The 22,640-nt window shown below is 26.9% G+C and carries 21 protein-coding genes and 1 riboswitch; of the genes, 5 read left to right on the forward strand and 16 right to left on the reverse strand.

The features are described 5' to 3' along the window. Positions 1-119: 119 nt before the first annotated feature. The 9 genes from XO10_RS02980 to XO10_RS03020 form a co-directional block, all read right to left on the reverse strand. Positions 120-1,229, reverse strand: a complete 1,110-nt coding sequence (locus XO10_RS02980) for an amidohydrolase (RefSeq protein WP_014296091.1) — start codon at positions 1,227-1,229, stop codon at positions 120-122. Further along, positions 1,223-2,362 (reverse strand): aspartate aminotransferase family protein, encoded by a 1,140-nt coding sequence (locus XO10_RS02985; RefSeq protein ID WP_175421107.1) that lies wholly within the window; start codon positions 2,360-2,362, stop codon positions 1,223-1,225. The genes XO10_RS02980 and XO10_RS02985 overlap by 7 nt, the downstream gene beginning before the upstream one ends. Continuing rightward, complete coding sequence (locus XO10_RS02990; protein ID WP_014296093.1) at positions 2,359-3,549, reverse strand: aspartate kinase; 1,191 nt, start codon at positions 3,547-3,549, stop codon at positions 2,359-2,361. The genes XO10_RS02985 and XO10_RS02990 overlap by 4 nt, the downstream gene beginning before the upstream one ends. Positions 3,550-3,557: 8 nt before the next feature. After that, the gene (gene dapD, locus XO10_RS02995) at positions 3,558-4,250 is read right to left on the reverse strand and encodes a 2,3,4,5-tetrahydropyridine-2,6-dicarboxylate N-acetyltransferase (RefSeq protein WP_175421108.1); all 693 of its coding nucleotides are present in this window, start codon (positions 4,248-4,250) and stop codon (positions 3,558-3,560) included. Between the two features lie 17 nt (positions 4,251-4,267). Next, on the reverse strand, positions 4,268-4,921 hold the full coding sequence (locus XO10_RS03000) for a 4-hydroxy-tetrahydrodipicolinate reductase (protein ID WP_014296095.1): 654 nt from the start codon (positions 4,919-4,921) through the stop codon (positions 4,268-4,270). Next, the gene (gene dapA / locus XO10_RS03005; RefSeq protein ID WP_075780352.1) at positions 4,918-5,790 is read right to left on the reverse strand and encodes a 4-hydroxy-tetrahydrodipicolinate synthase; all 873 of its coding nucleotides are present in this window, start codon (positions 5,788-5,790) and stop codon (positions 4,918-4,920) included. Before dapA ends, XO10_RS03000 begins: the two co-directional genes overlap by 4 nt. Beyond that, positions 5,783-7,021, reverse strand: a complete 1,239-nt coding sequence (locus XO10_RS03010) for a diaminopimelate decarboxylase (protein WP_014296097.1) — start codon at positions 7,019-7,021, stop codon at positions 5,783-5,785. The genes dapA and XO10_RS03010 overlap by 8 nt, the downstream gene beginning before the upstream one ends. Next, positions 7,022-7,990 carry an aspartate-semialdehyde dehydrogenase gene (locus XO10_RS03015; protein WP_175421109.1) on the reverse strand — a complete coding sequence of 323 codons (969 nt, stop codon included), beginning with the start codon at positions 7,988-7,990 and terminating at the stop codon, positions 7,022-7,024. A gap of 109 nt (positions 7,991-8,099) precedes the next feature. Continuing rightward, positions 8,100-8,276, reverse strand: a riboswitch (Lysine riboswitch). Between the two features lie 178 nt (positions 8,277-8,454). After that, the gene (locus XO10_RS03020; protein WP_175421110.1) at positions 8,455-9,927 is read right to left on the reverse strand and encodes a GGDEF domain-containing protein; all 1,473 of its coding nucleotides are present in this window, start codon (positions 9,925-9,927) and stop codon (positions 8,455-8,457) included. Between the two features lie 151 nt (positions 9,928-10,078). Here XO10_RS03020 and XO10_RS03025 point away from each other — a divergent pair, with 151 nt between their 5' ends. Both XO10_RS03025 and XO10_RS03030 read left to right on the forward strand, forming a co-directional pair. Beyond that, positions 10,079-11,194: a DUF362 domain-containing protein gene (locus tag XO10_RS03025; protein ID WP_175421111.1), complete on the forward strand. Its 1,116-nt coding sequence runs from the start codon at positions 10,079-10,081 to the stop codon at positions 11,192-11,194. Between the two features lie 2 nt (positions 11,195-11,196). Next, on the forward strand, positions 11,197-11,934 hold the full coding sequence (locus XO10_RS03030; protein WP_075780356.1) for a PfkB family carbohydrate kinase: 738 nt from the start codon (positions 11,197-11,199) through the stop codon (positions 11,932-11,934). A 48-nt stretch (positions 11,935-11,982) separates the two neighbouring features. Here XO10_RS03030 and XO10_RS03035 read toward each other — a convergent pair whose 3' ends face one another. Beyond that, on the reverse strand, positions 11,983-12,351 hold the full coding sequence (locus XO10_RS03035) for a hypothetical protein (RefSeq protein WP_254871300.1): 369 nt from the start codon (positions 12,349-12,351) through the stop codon (positions 11,983-11,985). Positions 12,352-12,825: 474 nt separating this feature from the next. Between XO10_RS03035 and XO10_RS03040 the strand changes: the two genes are divergently transcribed. The 3 genes from XO10_RS03040 (at position 12,826) to XO10_RS03050 (ending at position 17,135) form a co-directional block, all read left to right on the forward strand. Continuing rightward, positions 12,826-14,775 carry an ABC transporter ATP-binding protein gene (locus tag XO10_RS03040; protein WP_175421112.1) on the forward strand — a complete coding sequence of 650 codons (1,950 nt, stop codon included), beginning with the start codon at positions 12,826-12,828 and terminating at the stop codon, positions 14,773-14,775. A gap of 35 nt (positions 14,776-14,810) precedes the next feature. Next, positions 14,811-15,770 (forward strand): ATP-binding cassette domain-containing protein, encoded by a 960-nt coding sequence (locus XO10_RS03045; protein ID WP_014296105.1) that lies wholly within the window; start codon positions 14,811-14,813, stop codon positions 15,768-15,770. 558 nt (positions 15,771-16,328) lie between these two features. Beyond that, complete coding sequence (locus XO10_RS03050) at positions 16,329-17,135, forward strand: ABC transporter permease (RefSeq protein WP_075780360.1); 807 nt, start codon at positions 16,329-16,331, stop codon at positions 17,133-17,135. Positions 17,136-17,263: 128 nt separating this feature from the next. Here the strand turns inward: XO10_RS03050 and XO10_RS03055 are convergent, their stop codons facing one another. From XO10_RS03055 to XO10_RS03080, 6 genes are read right to left on the reverse strand one after another with little or no spacing between them, the layout of a single operon-like run. Next, positions 17,264-17,944 (reverse strand): YjjG family noncanonical pyrimidine nucleotidase, encoded by a 681-nt coding sequence (locus tag XO10_RS03055; protein ID WP_014296108.1) that lies wholly within the window; start codon positions 17,942-17,944, stop codon positions 17,264-17,266. A 1-nt stretch (position 17,945) separates the two neighbouring features. Next, positions 17,946-18,542: a class I SAM-dependent methyltransferase gene (locus XO10_RS03060; protein ID WP_014296109.1), complete on the reverse strand. Its 597-nt coding sequence runs from the start codon at positions 18,540-18,542 to the stop codon at positions 17,946-17,948. 18 nt (positions 18,543-18,560) lie between these two features. After that, positions 18,561-19,691 carry a 1-deoxy-D-xylulose-5-phosphate reductoisomerase gene (gene dxr, locus XO10_RS03065; RefSeq protein ID WP_368494255.1) on the reverse strand — a complete coding sequence of 377 codons (1,131 nt, stop codon included), beginning with the start codon at positions 19,689-19,691 and terminating at the stop codon, positions 18,561-18,563. Positions 19,692-19,728: 37 nt separating this feature from the next. Continuing rightward, positions 19,729-20,499 (reverse strand): DUF3919 family protein, encoded by a 771-nt coding sequence (locus XO10_RS03070; protein ID WP_014296111.1) that lies wholly within the window; start codon positions 20,497-20,499, stop codon positions 19,729-19,731. Further along, entirely contained in the window at positions 20,492-21,928 is a 1,437-nt protein-coding gene (locus XO10_RS03075) for a HAMP domain-containing sensor histidine kinase (protein ID WP_175421113.1), read from the reverse strand. The genes XO10_RS03070 and XO10_RS03075 overlap by 8 nt, the downstream gene beginning before the upstream one ends. Continuing rightward, positions 21,906-22,598 (reverse strand): response regulator transcription factor, encoded by a 693-nt coding sequence (locus tag XO10_RS03080; RefSeq protein WP_175418152.1) that lies wholly within the window; start codon positions 22,596-22,598, stop codon positions 21,906-21,908. The genes XO10_RS03075 and XO10_RS03080 overlap by 23 nt, the downstream gene beginning before the upstream one ends. Between the last annotated feature and the right edge of the window lie 42 nt (positions 22,599-22,640).

Consider the following 22,640-nt stretch of genomic DNA (forward strand, 5'->3'; position numbering starts at 1 on the left):
CCTTTCAAAAATTTCAAATATATATATCGCCTATTATTATAAAAACTTTAATTATAATCGCTCCTCATTTTTATTATATCACAAAAATTACAAAATTGAAACTAATTTGTTTATAAAAATCAAACTAATATTTTTTGAAATGCCTTTATTCCAATTTCAATAATATTATCATCAGGTAAGAAAAGGGGTGAATGTAAACCTACTCTTTTATTAGTTCTGGTACCAAGCCAGAACATTAATGACGGATACTTTTCAGCAATAAACCCAAAATCCTCTCCTGTCATTTTATATCCACAATCTATAACTTTAAAATCATCTGAAACTTTTTCTATAAAATCCTTATACAATTTTTTGTTATTAATTACTTCCTTATACCTTGAACCAATAGTTATTTTATAATTTATTCCCATGCTTTGTTTAATTGATTTAAGAATTTCTTCTAATTTTTTTATATATTTATCTGTATATTCCAAACTTAATGATCTTATACTTCCTTCTATTTTTGCATATGAAGGAATAACGTTTCTAACATCTCCTGATTTTATCTTTCCAATTCCAAATAATATTGGCTCAACAGGGTTTAAATTCAATCTGTCTACATTATCAAGAAATGTTCTTAACGCATTAAATGCATTGATTCCATCTTGTGGAAATGCTATATGTGACTTTTTACCAAAAAATTCAATATCTATTTCAACAGCCGATGCAAATAATATACCTTCTGTTGTGGCAATAATTCCTTTTTCATATTCATCAGTAACATGAAGCGCATAAGCTCTTTTTATATTAAATTTATCAAATATACCACTTTCTATAATTTTTAAAGCTCCTCCTCCACCTTCTTCTGCAGGTTGAAATAAAAATAAAATATTTTTTTGAATTTTTTCTTTCAAAACATAATCTATCAATCCATATAAAATTGCCATATGAACATCATGACCACATGCATGCATATTTCCATTATATGATTTAAATATAGCATTTGTTTCTTCTTTTATAGGTAATGCATCAATATCCGCTCTAAATAAAATATATTCATTTTCATTTTCCAGAGGGCTATATTCTATAATCAATCCTGTTTTTAATGGTGTATGAATTTTTATATCGACTTCATACGCTTCTGCTAAATTAGATATGTACTTTTTGAGCATTGCAGTAGTTTTTATTTCCTGAAATCCCAATTCTGGATTTTGATGTAAAATATGTCTTAATTCAACAGCATTTAGCATATCAAACCCTCCATAATATTAATTATTTTATCTATTTCATCATATTTGATATTTAATGCTGGCAGCAATCGTATAACAAAATTGTTCTGAATCATATTTAATAATAATCCTTTACTTAATGCAATCTTTTTTAATTCATGATATGAATCATCTAATTCGATTCCTATCATTAAACCTTTTCCTCTAATATCCATAATTTTAAATGAATTTAAATTTTCTAATTTTTCAAAGAAATAATTACCTTTTTCTTCAATATCATTTAACATATGAGGAATATTATCAACAATATATTTTGCACCAGCTATTGAAACTGGATTAGGTGCGAATGTTGAACCATGATCACCCTTTGTTAAAATTTCAGCTGTTTCTTCAAGAAATAATGTAGCTCCTAATGGTAATCCTCCACCAAGGGCTTTCCCCAATGTAATTATATCAGGTTTCAAATTAAAATGTTCATATGAATAAAATTTTCCTGTTCTTCCTATTCCAGCCTGTATTTCATCAGATATTATTAAATAATTATATTTTTCTTTCCAAAAATTAATTGCTTTTGAAAAATTATCAGTTATGGGGATAATTCCTCCTGAACCCTGAATTGGTTCTACAAAAATTGCAATAACCTCTTCCCCATGATGTTCCATATAATCATTAAATCCGTTGACATCATTAAATAAAAATTCCTGACATTTTGAAAGCAACGGTCTAAATGGAGCTTTTAAGTTTTCAAAACCATTTATAGATAATGCTCCCAATGTTCTTCCATGAAATCCGTTTTTAAAATAAATTATTTTATTCTTTTTATTATGAGAAATCTTTTTTATTGCTTTTAGAGCTGCTTCCACTGCTTCAGTTCCAGAATTAGTAAAAAAGACTTTCCCTTTTTTACCAGTAAAAGATATGAGTTTTTCTGCAACATATAATGCATCTTCATCAAGAAAAAAATTTGAAATATGCATATATTTTTTCATTTTTTCCTGAAATTTTAGTAATAATGGTTTGTATGAATGTCCAAATGCCATTACTCCTATTCCAGAAAATGTATCAATATACTTATTTTCTTTTTTGTCGTATATATATATTCCTTCTGCTTTTTCAACTTCAATATCAAAATAATCATACATTTCAAGAATCATAATTCAAACTCCTTTGTTATAGAATTTATAGCTTCTGAAAGATATTGCTTTTCAATTAAACATGAAATTTTTATTTCAGATGTTGTAACCATTTTTATAGGTATATTTCTCAAAGCTCTAAAAAATCTTGAAGCAACTCCTTTTTCTGTTTTCATACCAATTCCTACAACAGAAACCTTAACATATCCGTGTTCATAATTTATTTCAGAACCATCTACATCTTCCAGAGCTTCTTTTAAATATCTATCAAAATGTTCCATTTCTTCTTCTATTATTGTAAACGAAAGATTCAATTTATTATTTATATTTATTATAGATATCATATCCACATTAAAACCTTTATGGGCAATCTTATCAAATATATTATACACCTTTTCATGATCAAGTGGTAGATTTGTTATTGTTACCTGAGTTTGATTTTCCAATATGCTCATTCCTGTAACAACTGGATTTTCTATATTATCTGCTATCACGTATGTTCCCTCCTCATTTAAAAAAGTCGAGGCACAGTATATTTTTACATTAAATTTTTTTGCTACTTCCACTGCTCGACTATGTAACACCTTAGCTCCTAAACTTGCCATTTCCAACATTTCATCATATGTAATATATTTTAATTTTTTTGCTTCTGGATATATTTTAGGATCAAATGTATAAATACCTGCAAAATCGCTGTATATTTCACAATTAATATTTAAAGCAGCAGCTATAGCTACTGCAGATGTATCAGAACCTCCTCTACCAAGTGTGGTATAGTCGCCATCTTCATTAATTCCCTGAAATCCTGTAATAACAAGAACATCATATATTTTAAAAAGAGAAAGTATTTTATCTGTTTTGAATTTTTGAATTCTTGCATTGTTATAATCACCTGTTGTAAAAATACCTGCCTGAAAAGCATTTAACGATTTTGATGAAATATTTAAATCATTTAATGCAATGGACAATAACGCAACAGACATTTGTTCTCCAGTTGTTAAAAGCATATCCAATTCCCTTGGATGTGGAGAATTGGAAACTTTTTTTGCCAGCTCTATCAGCTTATCTGTGGTTTTTCCCATTGCAGAAACTATTACAATTACTTTGAAGCCTTCTTGAACTCTATTAGAAATTTTTTTCGCCACAAATTTTATTTTTTCTGGTGTTGCAACAGATGAACCTCCATATTTTTGAACAACTATATTCATATTATCACCTATAATTCTCTTAAAGCATCAAGAATTTGTGTTTTGCTCTTGGTTTTTTCATCTACTTTTTTTATTATTTTTGCTGGAACTCCTGCTACAACCGAATTAGGCTCAATATCAGAGGTTACAATTGCACCTGCTGCAACAACGGAATTTTCCCCTATTTTTATTCCTTCTAAAATAACTGCATTTGCTCCAATTAATACATTATCTGCTATAATTACTGGATCTGCACTTGGCGGCTCTATTACACCGGCTATAACTGCTCCTGCACCAATATGACAGTTGTTTCCTATAATTGCTCTTCCACCAATTACCGCATTCATATCAATCATAGTTTTGCTTCCAATTTTAGCTCCAATATTTATTACAGCTCCCATCATAATTACAACATTATCTCCAATTTCCACAAGATCTCTTATTATTGCACCTGGTTCTATTCGAGCATTAATTTTTTTCAAATCCAATAAAGGTATGGCGGAATTTCTTCTATCTAATTCTATTTTATAATTTTCTATTTTTTCTCGATTTTCAGATAAAAAACTTTCAAACTCTTCTAATTCGCAAAATAAAACTCCACTTTTTTCATCACCAAAATAATCATTAAAAGGCAAATCTTTAAAATTCCCTTTTAAATATACTTTAACAGGAGTTGTTTTTTTTGATTTTGCAATATACTCTATAATCTCATATGAATTCATAGATATCACCTCATTTATTAATTTATTGTTAGATTGAACACATCATTGAATGTATAAAATCCTGCTATGCTTTTTATTGCAAATTCCGCAGATTTCAAAACCCCTTCTGCAAATGTCCTTCTCGACAATGCTCTATGTGAAATAGTAATTACCTCACCAAGCGTACCAAAATAAACTGTATGATCTCCTGGAACATTTCCAACTCTTATCGAAGAAATATTTACATCTTTATTTAACACATCCTTTAGCATTTTAGCAGTACCAGAAGGTTTGTCTTTTTTAAATCTATGATGCGTTTCTAAAATTTCTATATCTACATCTTTTAATAATGAATCTGCTAATTTTGTTAACCTTAATAAAACCTGAATTCCAATTGAAAAGTTATAGCTTTGAACAACAGGGATATTTTGCGAAATTTCATGTAATTGTTTAATTTGATTTTCATCTAATCCTGTTGTTCCTATTACTAAAGGAACCTTAAATTTATCAACATATTCTATAACTTTATTAAAAGCTTCTGGCAAAGAGAAGTCTATTAATATTTCTGGTTTTTCTTCAAAAAACTCACCTGATTTATCATATGAAAAAACAAGCTGATGTCCCTTTTCAGAAAATAAATTATATATTTCATTTCCCATTCTTCCATTTCTTCCAATTAATCCATACTTCATATTCCTAACTCCTTAAACAAATTATCAATTATCTTTTTTGAATTTTCACTTAATTCAACAAGCGGTAATCTTAAAATATTTTTACAATATCCAAGTTTTGAAACGGCATATTTTATCGGTATAGGATTCACTTCAATAAATAGCTTTCTCATTAAAACATTATATTTTTTATTTATTTCCTGTGCAGTTTTGTAATCATTTTTTATTATCGCATGAGTAAGTTTTTTCATAACTTCCGGTAAAACATTTGAAAATACTGATATAACCCCATCTCCTCCCAAAGCCATCAGAGGTAAAGCCTGATCATCATTCCCGGAATAAACTTTCATATCTTCCGGTTTTACTGAAATTAATTCTGCAATTTGAGATATATTTCCACTTGCTTCTTTTATTCCAATTACATTTTCATTTTTTTCAAATATTTTTACTGCTGTTTCTGGTAAAATATTTGATCCTGTCCTTGAAGGAACATTATACAAGATTATTGGTAAATCTGTTCTTTCGGCTATATATGTGTAATATTCAACAAGTCCATTTTGTGTGGATTTATTATAATACGGATTAACTATTAATAACCCATCTGCACCAGACTTTTTAGCAAGCATATTATTCGTAATTACGTGTTCTGGATTATTTGAACCAGTCCCCACAATTACAGGTATTTTTTTATCTACTACTTCAACAACTTTATTAACAATTTTTTCTCTTTCATACTCTGAAATTGTTGGTGCTTCACCGGTAGTTCCAAGAACTATAATTGCATCTACATATTTTGCCTGAAATTCAACAAATTTTTCTAATGCTTTAAAATCAACTTTTTTATCTTTATCAAATGGAGTAATAATTGCAGTTCCTACACCTTTAAACATAAATATCGCCTCCCTGTATTGTTGAAAAATAATCATCTATTGTTTCTGCTCTTCTAATCATTTTAAATTCTTTACCATCATAAATAAATTCCGCAGGACGTAATTTTCCATTATAATTAAATCCCATTGAATGGCCATGTGCTCCAACGTCATGAATAATCAAAATATCTTCTTCCTCTAATTCTGGCAATTCTCTATTTATAGCAAATTTATCGTTATTTTCACATAATGATCCAACAACATCATATTTTCTAACTTTTTTTGTTTTGCTTTTTCCTAACACACTTATATGATGATACGCTCCATATATTGCAGGCCTCATTAAACTGGACATATTTGCATCTACCCCGGCATATATTTTATAACTTTCCTTTATATACAAAACCTTTGTTATCAAGTAACCATGAGGACCTGTTATATATCTTCCATTTTCTGTAAAAATACGTGGTTTCATATTGTTTTTTATAAAATACTCAAAGTATAAGTCCTTAATCCTTATACTCAATTCTTCAAGATTAATTTCTTTCTCCTGCGGATGGTAAGGAATACCAAATCCGCCACCAATATCTATAAAAGAAAAATTTATATTTAATTTTTTGGATATTTTTAAAGCTGCTTCAAAAATCAATTCTGTATTTCTAGCAATTATATTTATGTCCAGAGTATTTGAAATTATCATGGCATGTAATCCAAATTTTTTAATTCCTTCTTGTTTTAATAATTCATATCCTTCAATTAACCTGTTATATGGCACCCCAAACTTTGCTTCTTTAGGATTCCCTATAATTCCCGTTCCATATGCTTTTTCAGGTGTATACCGTATAGAACCAATTTCAGGAAGAGAATATAATCTTTTAAGCTTTTGAATGTGATTAATATCGTCAAAATTAATTATCGCTTTTAATTCCAATGCCTTTTTATACTCTTCCATAGGAGTATTATTTGAAGTAAATAGAATATTTTCACCCACTGCTCCTACCCTTTCTGAAAGTATTAATTCTGTCATAGAGCTACAATCCATACCGCAATTGTTTTCTTTTAATTTTCTTAATATATATGGAGTAGGCGTTGCTTTTACCGCAAAGTATTCCTTGTAATTACACCAATTAAATGCATTTTGAAGACTTTTTAATGAATCTATGATTCCTTTTTCATCATATATATAAAATGGTGTTGGATATTTTTTAGATAATTCATAAATTTTTTCTTCAGGTATAGGTATTTTTTTCATTTAATCCCTCATTTCCAGGTGTTTTAATAATATTCTTACCGCATTTGTTGCAGCTCCAACCCTTACATTATCGGCAACTATCCAAATTAAAAAGGTATTTTTTCCCATTTTTCTTAAACGTGAAACATAGGTTATATTACTTCCAGCAACCATTAAAGGAGTTAACAACTTTTCTGTATATACAACATTTTCTGTTGCGGAAATAAGATTTTTAATTGTTTCTAAAGGAATATCTTTCTTTATCCTGAAAACTACGCTTTCTGAATGTCCATATAATACAGGAACTCTAACTGCAGTAGGATAAACACTTATCGAATCATCATTAAAAATTTTCCTTGTTTCATTAACCATTTTCATCTCTTCTTCAGTAAAACCATTTTCCAATATAGGACCAATTTGCGGAATTACATTATTCATAATTATATCCGGAAAATGGGCTGTATTATTAATTCCATTTTGTTGATTTAACAATTCTTGAATTCCTTTATTACCTGCTCCAGAAACTGCCTGATAAGTACTTACAAATATTTCTTCTATTCCTATTTGTTTCTGAATTTCAGATAATGCAAGGACCATTTGAATAGTAGAGCAATTTGGATTTGCAATTATTCCTTTGTAATTTTTTATTATTTCACCATTTATTTCTGGCACAACCAATGGTATATTTTCCTGCATTCTGAAAGCTGATGAATTATCAATAATTACATTTCCAGCTTCAGCAGCAATTGGTGCATATTCTCTTGAAACATTTCCACCTGCCGAAAACAATAAATAATCATATTTTTCTCTCATAACATTTTCTGATATTTCCTCAATTGTATATTCTTTATCTTTAAATTTTAATTTTTTACCTGCTGATTTTTTTGAAGCAAATAGCCTTAATCCATCTACTTTTAAATTCGATTCTTCCAGAACTTTTATCATTGTTCTACCTACCTCACCTGTAGCGCCTACAATTCCAACCTTCATTCTCTCTCCTCCTTAAAAATTTATATAAAAAAAGGTCTTCCGAAAATACGGAAGACCCTATATTTGAAATAATCTATGTTATATACTATTTCAGCATATAACAACCTTTATTCCAAACGGCTCTCCGCATTTTCTCAAATACGACAGTTACATGGGTATTCCCCATATAACCAGGCATACAGGATGGGTAAGTCCTGTACCCTTCGGCAACCTCGCCTTTCATCTATCCCAAGCCTACCCGGGCGATAGATAGATTACTCTTCTTGGTTGCGCCTCCGTTTGTTCGTTATACATATTAACTTTTGCTGTAGTTTAACAAAAAAGATTTACAAAAATTTTAATTAAATATTAAATTTATTTTTTTAAGTTTATATCCTTTACTTTTATTTTAACTTTTCTCATCCTTATTTTTTCAATAAATCTAATTATGGGACATCTCATTTTCCATCTTTCAAAAAATGTCATTATTTCTCCTCCATTTCATATATTACGTAGGTATTTTTTTGTTTTTTAGCTTTATACATAGCCATATCCGCTAATTTAAGCAATTCTTCAATTTTCTGACTATGTTCAGGAAATAATGAAACTCCTATACTCGTAGTTACAATAAAGCTTTTATTTTTTATTTTATATTCCCTTTTTGTACTCTCCTGAATCCTTTTTATAACAAGAGTTATATCTTCTATTTCTTTATATTGCATTAAAACAACAAATTCATCTCCACCAAATCTTGCTATTAAATCTGATTTTCTCATATGTGCTTTTAAAATATTGGCAAAATCAATTAGTAATTCATCACCTTTATCATGTCCAAAATTATCATTTACTGATTTGAAATTATCAAGGTCCATAAATAAAACTGCATACTTTAAATTATTTCTTTTTCCCAATTCCAGCATTTTTTCTGCATTATCAAAAAAGAATTTTCTATTTGGTAATTTTGTAAGCGAATCATGTGTTGCCGTGTAGTCAAGATTTTCTTTTACTTTATTTAAAGCCATATAATTATATACTATAAATGTCAATAGAATTATATTAAATAATATAAATCCCGCATCAAGAACTATCATCTTCTGTTTTTCTTTTAATATACTTGCCACATTACTTTCAAGTTCTTTAATTTCAATATTAATTATTTCCTGTGTATAAGAAATAAGCTCTGATAAATTGTAAAATACCTCTCCAGCATTTAAATGATAATAAGTTAAATTAAAAAGAGATTTGTAATAATTTTCAAGATCTTTATATTGATCCATATTTTTAATATTTTTTAATTTTTTTAATGTTTCTTCTCTAAATGGAAATTCCATAAAATTAATTATTTCTGTTAATCCATAATAGCTCTTATTAACGATATATAATTCTCTTTCTGATGGTGGCCTTTTATCAACAATCAGAGCAGAAAAAATTCCTCTAAATTCACCGATAAATTCCTTATTTTCCTCTATTAGATATATAGATAAAAGAGTTTTTGCTGTCTCAGGAAAAGAATCTTCTTTTAATGGATAATAATAAAATCTCAATAATTCATTTATGATATTGGTATATTCAACAAATATATCTATATTACTCTTTTTCTGAAAATTCTCCTTTCTAATATTTTCAATAGAGTATTTGATTTTTTCAATATTTGTACAACAACTATCGTCCACAAAAGCTTTTTCTATATTATTGAGATAAAAATCAACTTCTTTTTGTTCATGTTTTATTTTTTCAATAATATTTTCATCTCCACATATATGCATATTCATATATCCTCTTTCTTTTTGAAGATGAAATATCGCATTAGATGTATTTTTAATAACTTCTATTGATTTTTTTAAAATAACCAGGCTTTTTTGTTCCTTTTGGATTTGTAAAAAAAAGTTACCTGAAATTGCTAAAATACCTAAAAAAACAAGGATTATAGCCATAGTATTTAAAATACTCTTTTTCATAACTCACCTCAAATATTTGAATATATTTTATATTTAATATTATATCATAAATATAATTTCACAAAAAATCAAGGTATATTATCCATAATATTCAACACATATTTTATGTTATAATTGATATTGAATGGATTTAAATACTGGAGGTGTTAATATGTCATCAAAGGTTTATTTTACCAATTTAAGAACAAGACCTGGAATGAATTTGCTTGATAAACTCGAAAGATTGGTGAAAAAAGCTGGAATTGAAAATATAGATTTTAAAAATAAGTTTGTAGCAATAAAAATTCATTTTGGAGAACCTGGAAACCTTGCTTATATACGACCTAATTACGCTGCAAGATTGGTAAAAATTATAAAGTCATTGGGCGGAAAGCCTTTTTTAACTGATGCAAACACGCTATATACTGGAAGACGTTCAAATGCTTTAGACCACTTAGAAAGTGCCTATGAAAATGGTTTTAACCCACATACTCTTGGTTGTCATGTTGTAATTGCAGATGGTTTAAAAGGGACAAATTATAAAGAGATTCCAATAAATCTTGAATATTGTAAAACCGCAAAGATTGGAACTGAAATTGCAGAAAGTGATGTAATAATTTCCATGGCCCATTTCAAAGGACATGAACAGGCTGGTTTTGGTGGAACATTAAAAAATCTTGGAATGGGTTGTGCATCACGTGGTGGAAAACTCGAATTACATTCTACTTCAAAACCTGTTATAAAAACCAAAAATTGTGTGGGTTGCGGTATTTGTGTAAATAGCTGTGCTTATGACGCTATTCATTTAAACGAAAATAAAGTTGCTGTAATTGATTATGACAAATGCGTGGGATGCGGTCAATGTGTGGCTGTTTGCCAATATAATGCAGCTCAGGTAGTATGGGATGAGGCTTCAGAAATTATGAATAAAAAAATTGCTGAATATACTTATGCTATTGTAAAGGATAAACCTGCATTTTATATTAATTTTATTATGAACGTCTCTCCAGATTGTGATTGCTGGTCACATAATGATTATCCACTTGTTCCTGATATTGGAATTGCTGCATCTTTTGATCCAGTTGCATTAGACATGGCAAGTGTTGATCTGGTAAAAAGTGCTCCTGTACTTCCAGGAAGCAAAATTTATTCACACGAACATCAACAAGAATTTGTAGGCGAGGATAAATTTAAATTTGTTCACCCAAATGCCGATTGGGAAGCTGGTTTAATTCACGGAGAGAAAATAGGACTTGGATCAAGAAATTATGAATTAATTGAGGTATAATTATGAAAATAGATGTATATGGCGCTATATTTTATGACATTTATATTTACGGAGAAGAACCACATAAAAGTGAGATTTTAGAATTTCCTGGAGGTTCCGGTTTTAATATTGCCTATACTTTATATAAATTAGGAAATGAGGTTTATTTCAATGGAGTTATAGGAAATGACTTTAAGGGAAACTTTTTAAAAGAAAAAACACCTTTTAAGAATATAAAGGAAATTAAAAATCAGGAAACAGCTGTTTTCATTTCCAAAAACGATATTCCACTGGCAGTAAAAAGAAAAATAAATGATATTGAATTTTCTGATTTTGAAAAACATGGCGAAGTTGCTGTAATAACAAGTGAAATATCTATAAAAAATATTGAAAAAATATTAGCTTTAAACTATGATTATATATTTATAGATATAGGACCAAGACCTTTTTTAATTAATGATATTTCCTTTTCTGAAAATGTCTTTATTTTAGGAAATGAAAATGAAGCTAAATTATTTAATAAAAAAATTGATATTATAAAAGCAGGAATACGCGGCGTTTATTATAATAATAAATTATATCCTTCAAATGGTAAAAAGGCAAAATACACCACCGGACTTGGAGATATTTTTGATGCTTTTTTTATCGATAATTATATTAAAAATTTCGATATTGAAAACTCTGTATATAATGCTATAACCGCTGTTGAAAAAGTACTTGATATACCTACTCCATATCAAAAAATTGAATCCTGCACATAGAAGTGCAGGATTCTTCAATCTGATAACCCTTCCAGATTTCTGGAAGGGTTATTTTAAAAATCTATCAATGATCTCATCAAACAAAACTCTTTCATCATCTTCAAAAGAGTAATAACCAAGAGCAACACGCTTATAACCTAAACCATATTTAAGGGCAAAATCCCTAACCTTACCTTTTGGATAAGGAGTAATGGGCCATTTAATATCGTATCGAACACAATTTCTTAAAAACACATCAAAAACTTTCATTTCCTCATCGCTGAGCTTAAAATAATTAAAAACAAATTCCTTAAAGTTCTTTGGTTTCTTAAAAAGCTCAGTGATGAGTTTTTTTCTTGCTAAATAAAATGGTGAAATATTATATTCCGCATCTTCAACATCTTCAGAATTCAATAATTTCCTTTCAGTTTTCTTCAAATACTCTTTTAATCTCCAACTTACAAAAAGTTAAAACTATTTTTACTAATCTTTTTTGAAAGTAAGAAACTTTAAAATTAACATTCTCTTGTAACATAATAAAAAATTAAGAAAAAGACAAAATAATGAATATAAAAGTATTTTAAAAAACGAAATAAAATCCCGGATTTTTCGATGTTACATGAGTTAATTAAAATGTAATAAAAATCAACTTCTGAAATACTGATAAAAAGCGGATTTTTATTTTTGAAAAAACACTTGCAAGTCATGTCAGAAATGGTAAAATTCAAAATAAGAGGTGAAATTTAAATTATCTAAATAAATTTCATTAATTAAATGCTTTATATTTTTTTAAATATATAAATCGGCCTGACCTCTAAAAAATGGAGGAGAAATAAAAAAATTACAAAAATTCAAATATTAACTGACAAATACACGCTTTTGTTTTTTATATCCTCTTGAAAGGAGTTGAATATGAAAAAGATAAAAAATATTATAAATTTCATATATTCAAGATTAGGAAATAAAATAAAAAGGAACGTATTTTTAATAATAATAGTCTCACTAATTGCAAATATTCTTGCCATTATTTTGCCATTGTTCCAAAAAAATATAATAGACGCTATTGTTAAGAGTAATTTAGAAAATGGATTAATATTTATTTTTCTTATATCAGGATTAACCATTTCGTTGATATATATAATTGAATCATTATTATTAGAAAAACTATTTAGAAATTTGAAGGGACGCGTACAATATGAATTATTGACTTCCATAACAAGACAAAATAATAAAATTATTGACCAAAGAGGACCTGGCGCATATATGACAGGTCTTTTTGGTAATTCAGAACAAATAGCTATGCTATTAAAAAAGAATTATTTTTCTATGATTATAGGTATTATAGTAAGTTTATTTGCATTGATAATTTCTGCAAAATGGACATTAACATTTCCACTATTAATTGTAGGCTCTTATATATTGATTTTTTCAATAATAAAGATAACAAACAAAATTCATATAAGTAATTTCAATAAAGCAAGAGAATTGGTATTTGAAACAAATCCAAAAGTACTGGAATTTATTGAAAACAAAAGGAGTATAAGCGGATATGGAAATATATTAAAGCTTGAAAATAGGATATATAAATTATTTGAAGAAAGAGATAATTATTTTAAAAAAGCATCATATGCATCAATATTTGGTAATTCATCAATAGTAGCAATAAAAAATATAGTATTGACAATATTTTTTATACTTTCAATGTTTCAAATACAGAAAGGAAATCTTGAATTATCAGCATTTATAGCAATATTATCATATTTCCCTATAGTGTTTAAACCCATAGATTCAATTCAGGAAATATATTCCAATATAAATAAATTCGAAATGTTTTACAAACGTATAGAAGACAATCTTTTAAAGAAACCTAAATTGGATTTACCTGAGAACAATAAAATAAAAATAAGCAATTGTTCATTTTCATATTCTAATACAGAAATAATAGAAAATCTTAATTTAGAGATAAATAAAAAAATAGGGCTTGTTGGATTATCAGGAGAGGGAAAGAGCACAATATTAAAAATGATTTTTGGAGAAATTTCACCGCTTAGAGGATATGTGGAATTTGGAAATAAAGATGTAAGAAATATACATAAACCTTTTGTTTATTCCAGTATAAGATATTATTCACAGGAAATGGAAATATTCGATGAAGATTTAAATTTTAATGTAACCCTTGGAAAAATTGGACTATCTAAAAATGAATATATGGAAAAATTAAAAAATTATGAAGCACAATTATTTAAACTTATAAAAAAAATAAAGACAATGAAAGAGCCTTTAAATTTAAAAAATCTTGATTATGAATATATAAATATGATATATGAAATCTTTAATATTAATGATTGTTATGTAGAGAAAGAAAATCTTCTATATGAAATAATTGAAAAAATAAAAGATAACAAAATTAATGTCTCATTTGTGGCTGAAATATTATTCTCGCGTGATTACTACATACTGGAAAAATATGAAAATATAATAAAAGAATTGGAACTTGAGAAATTGGGAAATAGAAAATTAGGGCAAAGAGGTAAAAAAATATCCGGTGGTGAAAAAAATAGAGTATGTATGGCAAGATTTTTGTTGCCAGAACATAATGGGCCATTTATAATAGATGAACCATTTACAAGTCTTGATGCGATATCTGAAGAAAAAAATCTCAAAATATTAAAAGAATATATAAAAAACAAAAATGGAATAATAATATCGCATAAGATAAATATTATAAAAGAATTAGCAGATGAGATAATAGTTATAGATAAAGGAAAAATAATTGAAAAAGGAACACACAATGAATTAATTCAAAATCAAAAGCTTTATAGCAAAATACATAAAAACTTTGTGAAAATGAAAAATGTATAATTAATATATGGTATTAATAAACAGGAGTGAAAAAAATGATAAAATTTGAAAATGTTGTAAAAGAATATAAGTTAAAAAAAGATAAGGCGGTAACAGCACTTAAAGGAATTTCATTTGAAATAGAAAAGGGAGATATCTGTTTTTATCTCGGGCCAAATGGAGCTGGGAAATCAACAACAATAAAATTATTGCTTGGAATATTAAAACCAGATGATGGAAAAATATTAATAAACAATAATGAATTAAAGAAAAAATATAAAAAAGAATATTTGAAAAGAATCGGAATAAGTATAGGTAACAAGTCCCATTTAATATGGGACATTCCAGTTATAGAATCGCTTAAATTGGTGGGGAAATTATATAAAGTTCCTGAAAAAGTATCAGATGAACGGATAAAATATATGGCCGAAAAGTTAAATATCACACATGTACTGAATAAACCTGCAAAGTTTTTATCTCTTGGTGAGAGAGTAAAATCTGATATGATATGTGCTTTAATTCATGAACCTGAAATTGTATATCTTGATGAGCCAACAATAGGGGTTGATATATTATCAAAAGAGATAATATTCGAATTTATAAAGGAACATAATGAGAAAAATAAAACCACATTCTTTATAACCACGCATGATATAAGCTGGGTGGAAAAGGTAAATACAAAATTAATTTTAATAGATAAAGGAAAGAAAATATATTCAGGTGAGGTTGAAAAATTAAAACAAAATTATAAAATACCGGAATCATTTATGATTGAATTTGATAAGAAGATTGATATAAATAACTTTTTAGATTTTAAAGATAAATTCCTTGAGTTTAAAACAAGCGATAATAAAATATCTTTTGTATCAAATAATCATAATGTCCATATTGAATTTATAAATTATTGCTTTAAGAATTATAATGTGGTGAGAATAAATGAAATGACAAATAAAAAACTTGAAGATATAATAATTTCAATCACAAAAAAGGAAAGTGAAAAATATGGCCAATTTTAATTATTATTTTGAAAATTTCAAAATAGAATTAAAGCGATATTTTTTATATACACAGGAATATATAATGATGCTGATAATGAATGTAACAATGGTCTTTATTCAGTACGCTTTGTTTTCCAATCTTTTTTATGCTAAAAAATAAGTAATAAACGGATTTACAAAAGAAAATCTTTTACAATACTTTATTATAAATTTTCTGATTTCACAATTGACCTTTACAGAAGTACATGCCTCAATTAAAAATGATTATTATAATGGAAAAATGGTATTATAAGTTTTTCAAATACTTATGGCCTTATGGTAAAGCATATATATACAATGATATATTCAATATTCTCCGGTTTTTTAATACCGTTAAATTTCTTTCCTTTATGGTTGCAAAAAATAGCCAGTATTTTACCATTTAGATATATGGCATATGAACCAATAATGCTTTTTATATCTTTTAATAAAAATACATTTTTCAGGATTATAGGAATTCAAATATTCTGGATAGTAATCTTATATATTATTGTAAAATGGATATACATAATCATATAGGAGAGAGGTTGTATATAAATGGATAGCGAAATAAGATATTATACAACAATATTTATGGAATATATAAAAATAAAATTTAGGAAGTTAAAAAGAGCTAAAAATATGGTATATATTTCTTCCCTGCAAACGCTTGTATTTCAATTAATGAATTTAATTTTGATATTTACTGTATATAAAAACGATATAATCATTAATGGCTGGAGTCAGTATGAATTATTGTTTTTGTTTTCTTATACCAGTATAATACTGGATATATATTATATATTCAGCGGTGGATTATTCACATTGCCATATATGTATATTCATCGCGGAAAATTTGATAAATTACTTGCATATCCATTTAATACATTAAGCCTTTTAATATTTGAAAATATATCTCTCTATAGATTAATTCCATTAATTTTCAATATAGCGCTTACAATAATATTTGGGATAATGATACATGTAAAATTAAATATATTATCTTTATTTTTAATGTTTTGGAATATAATAACAGGATTTTTAATACTTTTTGGATTGACAATAATTCTAACTTCATTTAGTTTTGTGATGAAAACAAGGCAATCACCAGCATCATTTTTAACGCTTATAACAGGATTTGCAAAGTATCCATTAAGCTTTTTTGATAAGTTCATTCAGATATTGCTAACCTATTTTATTCCATATGCTTATATATCCTATTTACCAATTTCTTTCATACTGAATAAAAATGTGAAAATAAATTATTTATGTATTTCAACACTACTGGCTATAATTTTATTTTTAACAGGAATAATATTATTTCAAATCTTTACTGAAAAATACAGGTCAGTAGGTTCAAACTAGTGTCTCAGCATAGTTCTATACATTATTGATGCAGGTGTGTCAAATATTAAAAAAATAAATCCTGATGAAATTTGCGAGAGTGTTGGATATTATTATAAAAAATCCTGCACTTCTATGTGCAGGATTTTTTATAATAACTCCCTTAATATTTCTTCATAATTTCTTACTCTTTTGCATTGTAAATCCTGATGAATATCTTCTGGATCATATAGTATAAAATCCATTCCGGCGTTTTTGGCTCCCAGATAATCAGAATCAGGATTATCACCAATATATATTGATTTTTCAATTGGAACACCAGAAATTTCTGCAGCTTTATAAAAAATAATGGGGTCAGGTTTTGGTTTTCCAGCTTTTTCAGAAGTTAAGACAAATTCAAAAAAACGATCTAATTTTAAAATTTTGCTTCTTCCCTGTTGAACCTTTTCAACACCATTTGTAATTGCTGCCATTCTTTGTCCCATTTCTCTTAACTTAAATAGAAATTCCTCAGCTCCATCAAAGAAAAAACCGGCTTTTGAAAGGTTTTCAAGATATAAATTAGAAATTTTTTGAAAATCCACATCTTTATTTATGCCCGCTTCTTTAAAAAATTCTTTAAATCTTTCTACTATAATCACTTCTTTAGGATATTTCCCTTCAGAAAATAATTTCCACCATTTTTCATTTATAGGTACATATATTTCTATAAATTCTTCTTTAGGTTCAACATTTAAAGATTTTAACACTTCAAATAATGCGTATCTTTCAGATTTTGGAAAATCCAATAACGTATGATCTAAATCAAAATATACTATTTCATATTTCATTTTAAAACTCCTTCCTTACAATAAAATAATAAAAAGAACCTTTAAGATATCCATATTCCTTTATTTGAAATTCAGCATGCTTAATATAGTCAAGAGGTTTTCTAACCATCGAAGAACCTGCAAGCGGATAGGTAATAAGCGTTGTAAGATATAACATAAAATCTTTTAAAATATTTCCTGTTAATCCATGTTCAACAAATATCCCGGTTCCACCGTTTTTCAAAACTCGTTTAACCTCCAACATAGAATTAAATGGATTTTTTACCGAACAAAATACGTCTATAGATAATATAGTATCAAATGTCTCATCTTCAAAAGGCATATTTTCAACAGATGTGTTTATAAATTTCAGATCCAGATCTTTTCTATCTAAAGACTTTTGTTTTGCAATTTCCAGCATTTTAACACTTTTATCTATTAAAACAACTTTTGAATTTTCAGGATAATATTTTATATTATTCCCGGTTCCAACTGCAAGATCGAGTGTATATCCTTTTATCATCGGTACAAATCTTTGTCTGAACATATCCAATGTATTTCTTTCAAGGCTTCTTAAAAATGTATCATAATGTTTTGAAATAAAATCATATCGGGTCATTTAAATCCCCTCCACAAATTAAGAAAATATTTTTTCAGCGTATATCCTAACTTCTCTATCAAGATTAATAATATCCTCAAAGTCATTTAAAACTATATTTTGCTTTTCAAAATAATCAACACTGTTCTTTACAATTTTATAGATGTCTGTATATTTAATCTTTCTTTCGAGAAATAATTTAACTGCAATTTCATCGGCTGCATTAAAAGTTATCTGAAGCTTTTGATTCCCTAAAATTTCAAAAGCAAGTTTTAATGCCGGATATCTATTATAATCCACCTTTTCAAACTTTACAGGTTCTAAGGTTATATCTGGCAATTTATATTCAAATATTCTTTTTGGATATGTAATTGAATATGCAATAGGTATTTTCATATCTGGAATACCGTAATGAAATTTCATAACCCCATCTTTATATGCAATTATGCTATGAATGTGACTATTTCTATTTATTACAACATCTATATTCTTTATTCCAAAAAGATAATATGCTTCTATTACTTCTAATCCCTTATTAACCATTGTTGCTGAATCAATTGTAATCCTTTTCCCCATTGACCATACAGGATGATTTAACACATCTTCAACTGTTACGTTCTCTAATTCTTCCAGTGGAACATCCCTTAATGCACCACCTGATGCTGTTATTATTAATTTATATGGAATATCATCACCGTTTTTTAATTGAAAAAGCGCGCTATGTTCACTGTCAACAGGTATTATTTCAGTATTATGCTCTTTTGCATAATTTAAGAGCATATTTCCACCACATACTATTGATTCTTTATTTGCAAGGCCTATTCTTTTTGAAACTTCAATTGCTTTTAATGTATGGCGTATCCCGGCTGCACCACCAGTTGCAACAAGAGTAAAATCAGGTTTTGAATTTTTAAGCATTTTCAATGTTGCTCCACTGCCAGAAAATATTTTTGTATTGTTTATTTTTTCAGGTAATTCTTTATTTTCTATTGCTGCATATCCAGGATTCCATTTTTTTATAATTTCTATTAATTTTTTATCGTTTGAACCTGCACTTACTCCAACAATTTCAAAATCAAACCCTTTATTTTTAAGAAATTCCAAAACTTCAAGCGTTTGAGTGCCAATAGAACCAGTAACTCCTGTTATAGCTATTTTCAAGACTATCACCTCTAATTATTTCTTTTTAACATTTTATTATATCATACTATTCTTTACTCCCAAATTCCAATACCTTTAATATGTTTCCTTTTCTGAGATACAAAAATTTGTCCATATAATATACAGCAAAAGTCTCTGCATCAAATATTTCAAAGGTTATAACATCTATATTGTCAAAAATAACTTTTACTTTATATATGGAATTTTTTTTATTTTGAAGAATTTTCCCTATCTTTTCTGAAGAATATATTTGAAGCGATGTATTTATTGTATTATATATTTCCATTATTAGCTTCTCATCATTTATTAAAGCACCATTTAATTTATCAAAAAAAATTATTTTAGCCCTATTGTCAAAAAGTAATTTTGAAATATTTGAAATGTTGAATAATTTTTCTTTCAATATCTCCTTAAAGAATTCTATATCTTCATCTGAACCATATATATATTTTCCAATTTTAAGGTCTTTATTAACCAAAAAATCTTTTTTTGAACCATCGAGAAAAAAGATACTTCCAATTATTGTCAAATTAGGATTATTAGAACTTTCTATATATTTATATACAGGAAGTTCTGAAATTCTTCGCCATACATTTAAAATAATCTCCGGCTCTGTAATCTCACATTGAGGCAAATAATCAATCTTAAACGTTATTTTTATTGGTGTTGAAGACATATATTTTTTTAATACTTCATTTGAATCATTTATAAAATAAACTTTATCAAATACTCTATTTAATGAAATAACTCCCCAAAAACCTATAAAAATCGTTATAAATAAAAATATTATTATATATTTTTTTATGGTTTTATTCATTATCTTTGCACCTCTTTTTATCAAGCGGAAACTTTAATACTATTTTTGTTCCGGTATTCGAAGACTCCATTTGAATTTCACCATTATGCTTTGCCATAATCTCTTTTGAAATTGTCAGTCCGAGACCAAAGCTGTTTTTCCCTTTTGACGAAATAAATGGCTGAAAAATTTCTTTTTTTATTTTTTCATCGATACCAATTCCATTATCTGATATTACCAGACAATAATAATTTAACTCTTTATAAGATGAGATAAATATTTCTGTACATTTACTATGTTTAATTGAATTATCCAGAATATTTAATAAAACCTCTTTTATCTTGAGATAATCTATACATAATAATTCTTCTTTAAAATTTTTTATTATTTTAATACCAAACTTTTTAAATCTTGGATTCAATAAAGAGATAACATCATTTATAAGTTCCTCGATTCTTATAAATGAAAATTCAAAATCAAATGAATTTTTGTTTATTTTAGAAAGATATAATACTTCTTCTACCATATCTAAAAGTCTATGTCCTTCTGAAAGGATATAATCTAAGGATTTATTTATATCTTCTTTGTTTTTTAATCTTTTTACTAATTCAGCATGTCCTAATATAGAGGTTATGGGTGTTTTTAATTCATGAGTTACGTTATCTATAAACATTTTTTGTTTTTCTTTTTCTTCTTTCAAAGAATATATATATTTTTCAAGGTTTTCTGCCATTTTATTAAATGAATTAACAAGTGAATTTATTTCATCATTGCTTTTTATATATATTCTTGAGTCAAAATTACCATTTGCTATTTTTTCTGTTTCTAACTTTAATTTTTTTATTGGCCTTACTATACTGTTAGAAAAATAATAATTCAATAATATAACAAAAATTATAGCTATGAAATCAAGAAATATAAGCTTTCTAGCTATAGAATTTATTATTCTAAATTCATTATTCATTGGATATATAAATCTGATAACCCCTATTACCTCATTTTTAAATAATATGGGTGAGGAAAAGAAAAGAATTTTTTCTTTTCCATATTTTTTTATTATATAATTTTTCATATTATTTGATGCATAATGTATATCCTGATAAACAAAATACTTTTTATTTGAAAAAGCAGTATCAAATAACAGTCTTTTTTTGTTATTATACAATTGAACCCGAAGATTGTATTTATTAGAGATATAATCGGCAAGAAATGGCGAGAGTTCTTCAAGTTGAAAATATACATCTTCAAAACTGAAATTTTTTAATGTATCCATTATATATATCTGTGATTCCTGACTATTTTTTATCATTTTTTTTATTACATTATCCAGAATGTTATTCTGAAAAATATTCAGAATAACAAAAAATATAATTAATAATATGGTAAATGTGAGAGAAATATTCAAAAATAATATCTCATTTCTAATGCTATTCTTCATTTGAAATTTCAAATTTATAACCAACTCCATATAAAGATTTTATTAAATATCCACATTTGCCTATCTTCTTTCTTATTCTTTGAACAGTCATATCTACAGCTCTTGTGTCTATAGATGAATCAAACCCCCAGATTTTTTCCAATATAGCATTTCTTGATAAAACTTTGTTTGTATTTTTTACAAGCAAATAGAATAATTCAAATTCTTTCTTTGTAAAATATATTTCCTTTGAATCTATTAATACCTTTCTTTCATCAGGATAAATTAAAATTTTATTCCTCACATTAAGAGCTGTTTTATCATCATTAGAAAATCTTGATTTTTTTATTCTTTTTAATATATTTCTTATTCTTAATATCAATTCTTTGCTGTCAAATGGTTTTGTAATATAATCATCCGCCCCTAATTCCAGACCTAATAATTTATCATTTTGATTATTTTTAGCAGTTAAAATAATAATTGGAATATTATAATCCATATTTTGCAACTCTTTTAAAACCTCAAATCCATCAATATCAGGAAGCATTAAATCCAATATAACAAGATCTGGCATTTCGCTTTTAAACAAATTTATCCCATCTTCTCCTCTTTCTGAGGAAATAACTTCAAAATCTTCTAAAATAAGATTCATTTTAATAAGATCAAGAATGCTTTTTTCATCTTCAATTATAAGTATTTTCATTATATCCCCCCATTTTTTAACAAAAATATCCCCCATCTTTTT

Origin of the sequence: Marinitoga sp. 1135, assembly GCF_013363245.1 — a bacterium.
Taxonomy (GTDB): Bacteria; Thermotogota; Thermotogae; order Petrotogales; family Petrotogaceae; genus Marinitoga; species Marinitoga piezophila.

Excerpts from the sequence above, each read along its gene's own strand:
- XO10_RS03000 (WP_014296095.1), bottom strand. The coding sequence starts at position 4,921 with ATGAAGTATGGATTAATTGGAAGAAATGGAAGAATGGGAAATGAAATA.
- XO10_RS03080 (WP_175418152.1), bottom strand. The coding sequence starts at position 22,598 with ATGAAAATACTTATAATTGAAGATGAAAAAAGCATTCTTGATCTTATT.
- XO10_RS03020 (WP_175421110.1), bottom strand. The coding sequence starts at position 9,927 with ATGAAAAAGAGTATTTTAAATACTATGGCTATAATCCTTGTTTTTTTA.
- XO10_RS02980 (WP_014296091.1), bottom strand. The coding sequence starts at position 1,229 with ATGCTAAATGCTGTTGAATTAAGACATATTTTACATCAAAATCCAGAA.
- XO10_RS03015 (WP_175421109.1), bottom strand. The coding sequence starts at position 7,990 with ATGAAGGTTGGAATTGTAGGCGCTACAGGTGAGGTAGGTAGAACAATG.
- XO10_RS03055 (WP_014296108.1), bottom strand. The coding sequence starts at position 17,944 with ATGAAATATGAAATAGTATATTTTGATTTAGATCATACGTTATTGGAT.
- XO10_RS03040 (WP_175421112.1), top strand. The coding sequence starts at position 12,826 with ATGAAAAAGATAAAAAATATTATAAATTTCATATATTCAAGATTAGGA.
- dapA (WP_075780352.1), bottom strand. The coding sequence starts at position 5,790 with ATGTTTAAAGGTGTAGGAACTGCAATTATTACTCCATTTGATAAAGAT.
- XO10_RS03030 (WP_075780356.1), top strand. The coding sequence starts at position 11,197 with ATGAAAATAGATGTATATGGCGCTATATTTTATGACATTTATATTTAC.
- XO10_RS03050 (WP_075780360.1), top strand. The coding sequence starts at position 16,329 with ATGGATAGCGAAATAAGATATTATACAACAATATTTATGGAATATATA.
- XO10_RS03025 (WP_175421111.1), top strand. The coding sequence starts at position 10,079 with ATGTCATCAAAGGTTTATTTTACCAATTTAAGAACAAGACCTGGAATG.
- XO10_RS03010 (WP_014296097.1), bottom strand. The coding sequence starts at position 7,021 with ATGAAAAAAATACCTATACCTGAAGAAAAAATTTATGAATTATCTAAA.
- dapD (WP_175421108.1), bottom strand. The coding sequence starts at position 4,250 with ATGAATTCATATGAGATTATAGAGTATATTGCAAAATCAAAAAAAACA.
- XO10_RS02990 (WP_014296093.1), bottom strand. The coding sequence starts at position 3,549 with ATGAATATAGTTGTTCAAAAATATGGAGGTTCATCTGTTGCAACACCA.
- XO10_RS03045 (WP_014296105.1), top strand. The coding sequence starts at position 14,811 with ATGATAAAATTTGAAAATGTTGTAAAAGAATATAAGTTAAAAAAAGAT.
- XO10_RS02985 (WP_175421107.1), bottom strand. The coding sequence starts at position 2,362 with ATGATTCTTGAAATGTATGATTATTTTGATATTGAAGTTGAAAAAGCA.
- XO10_RS03070 (WP_014296111.1), bottom strand. The coding sequence starts at position 20,499 with ATGAATAAAACCATAAAAAAATATATAATAATATTTTTATTTATAACG.
- XO10_RS03060 (WP_014296109.1), bottom strand. The coding sequence starts at position 18,542 with ATGACCCGATATGATTTTATTTCAAAACATTATGATACATTTTTAAGA.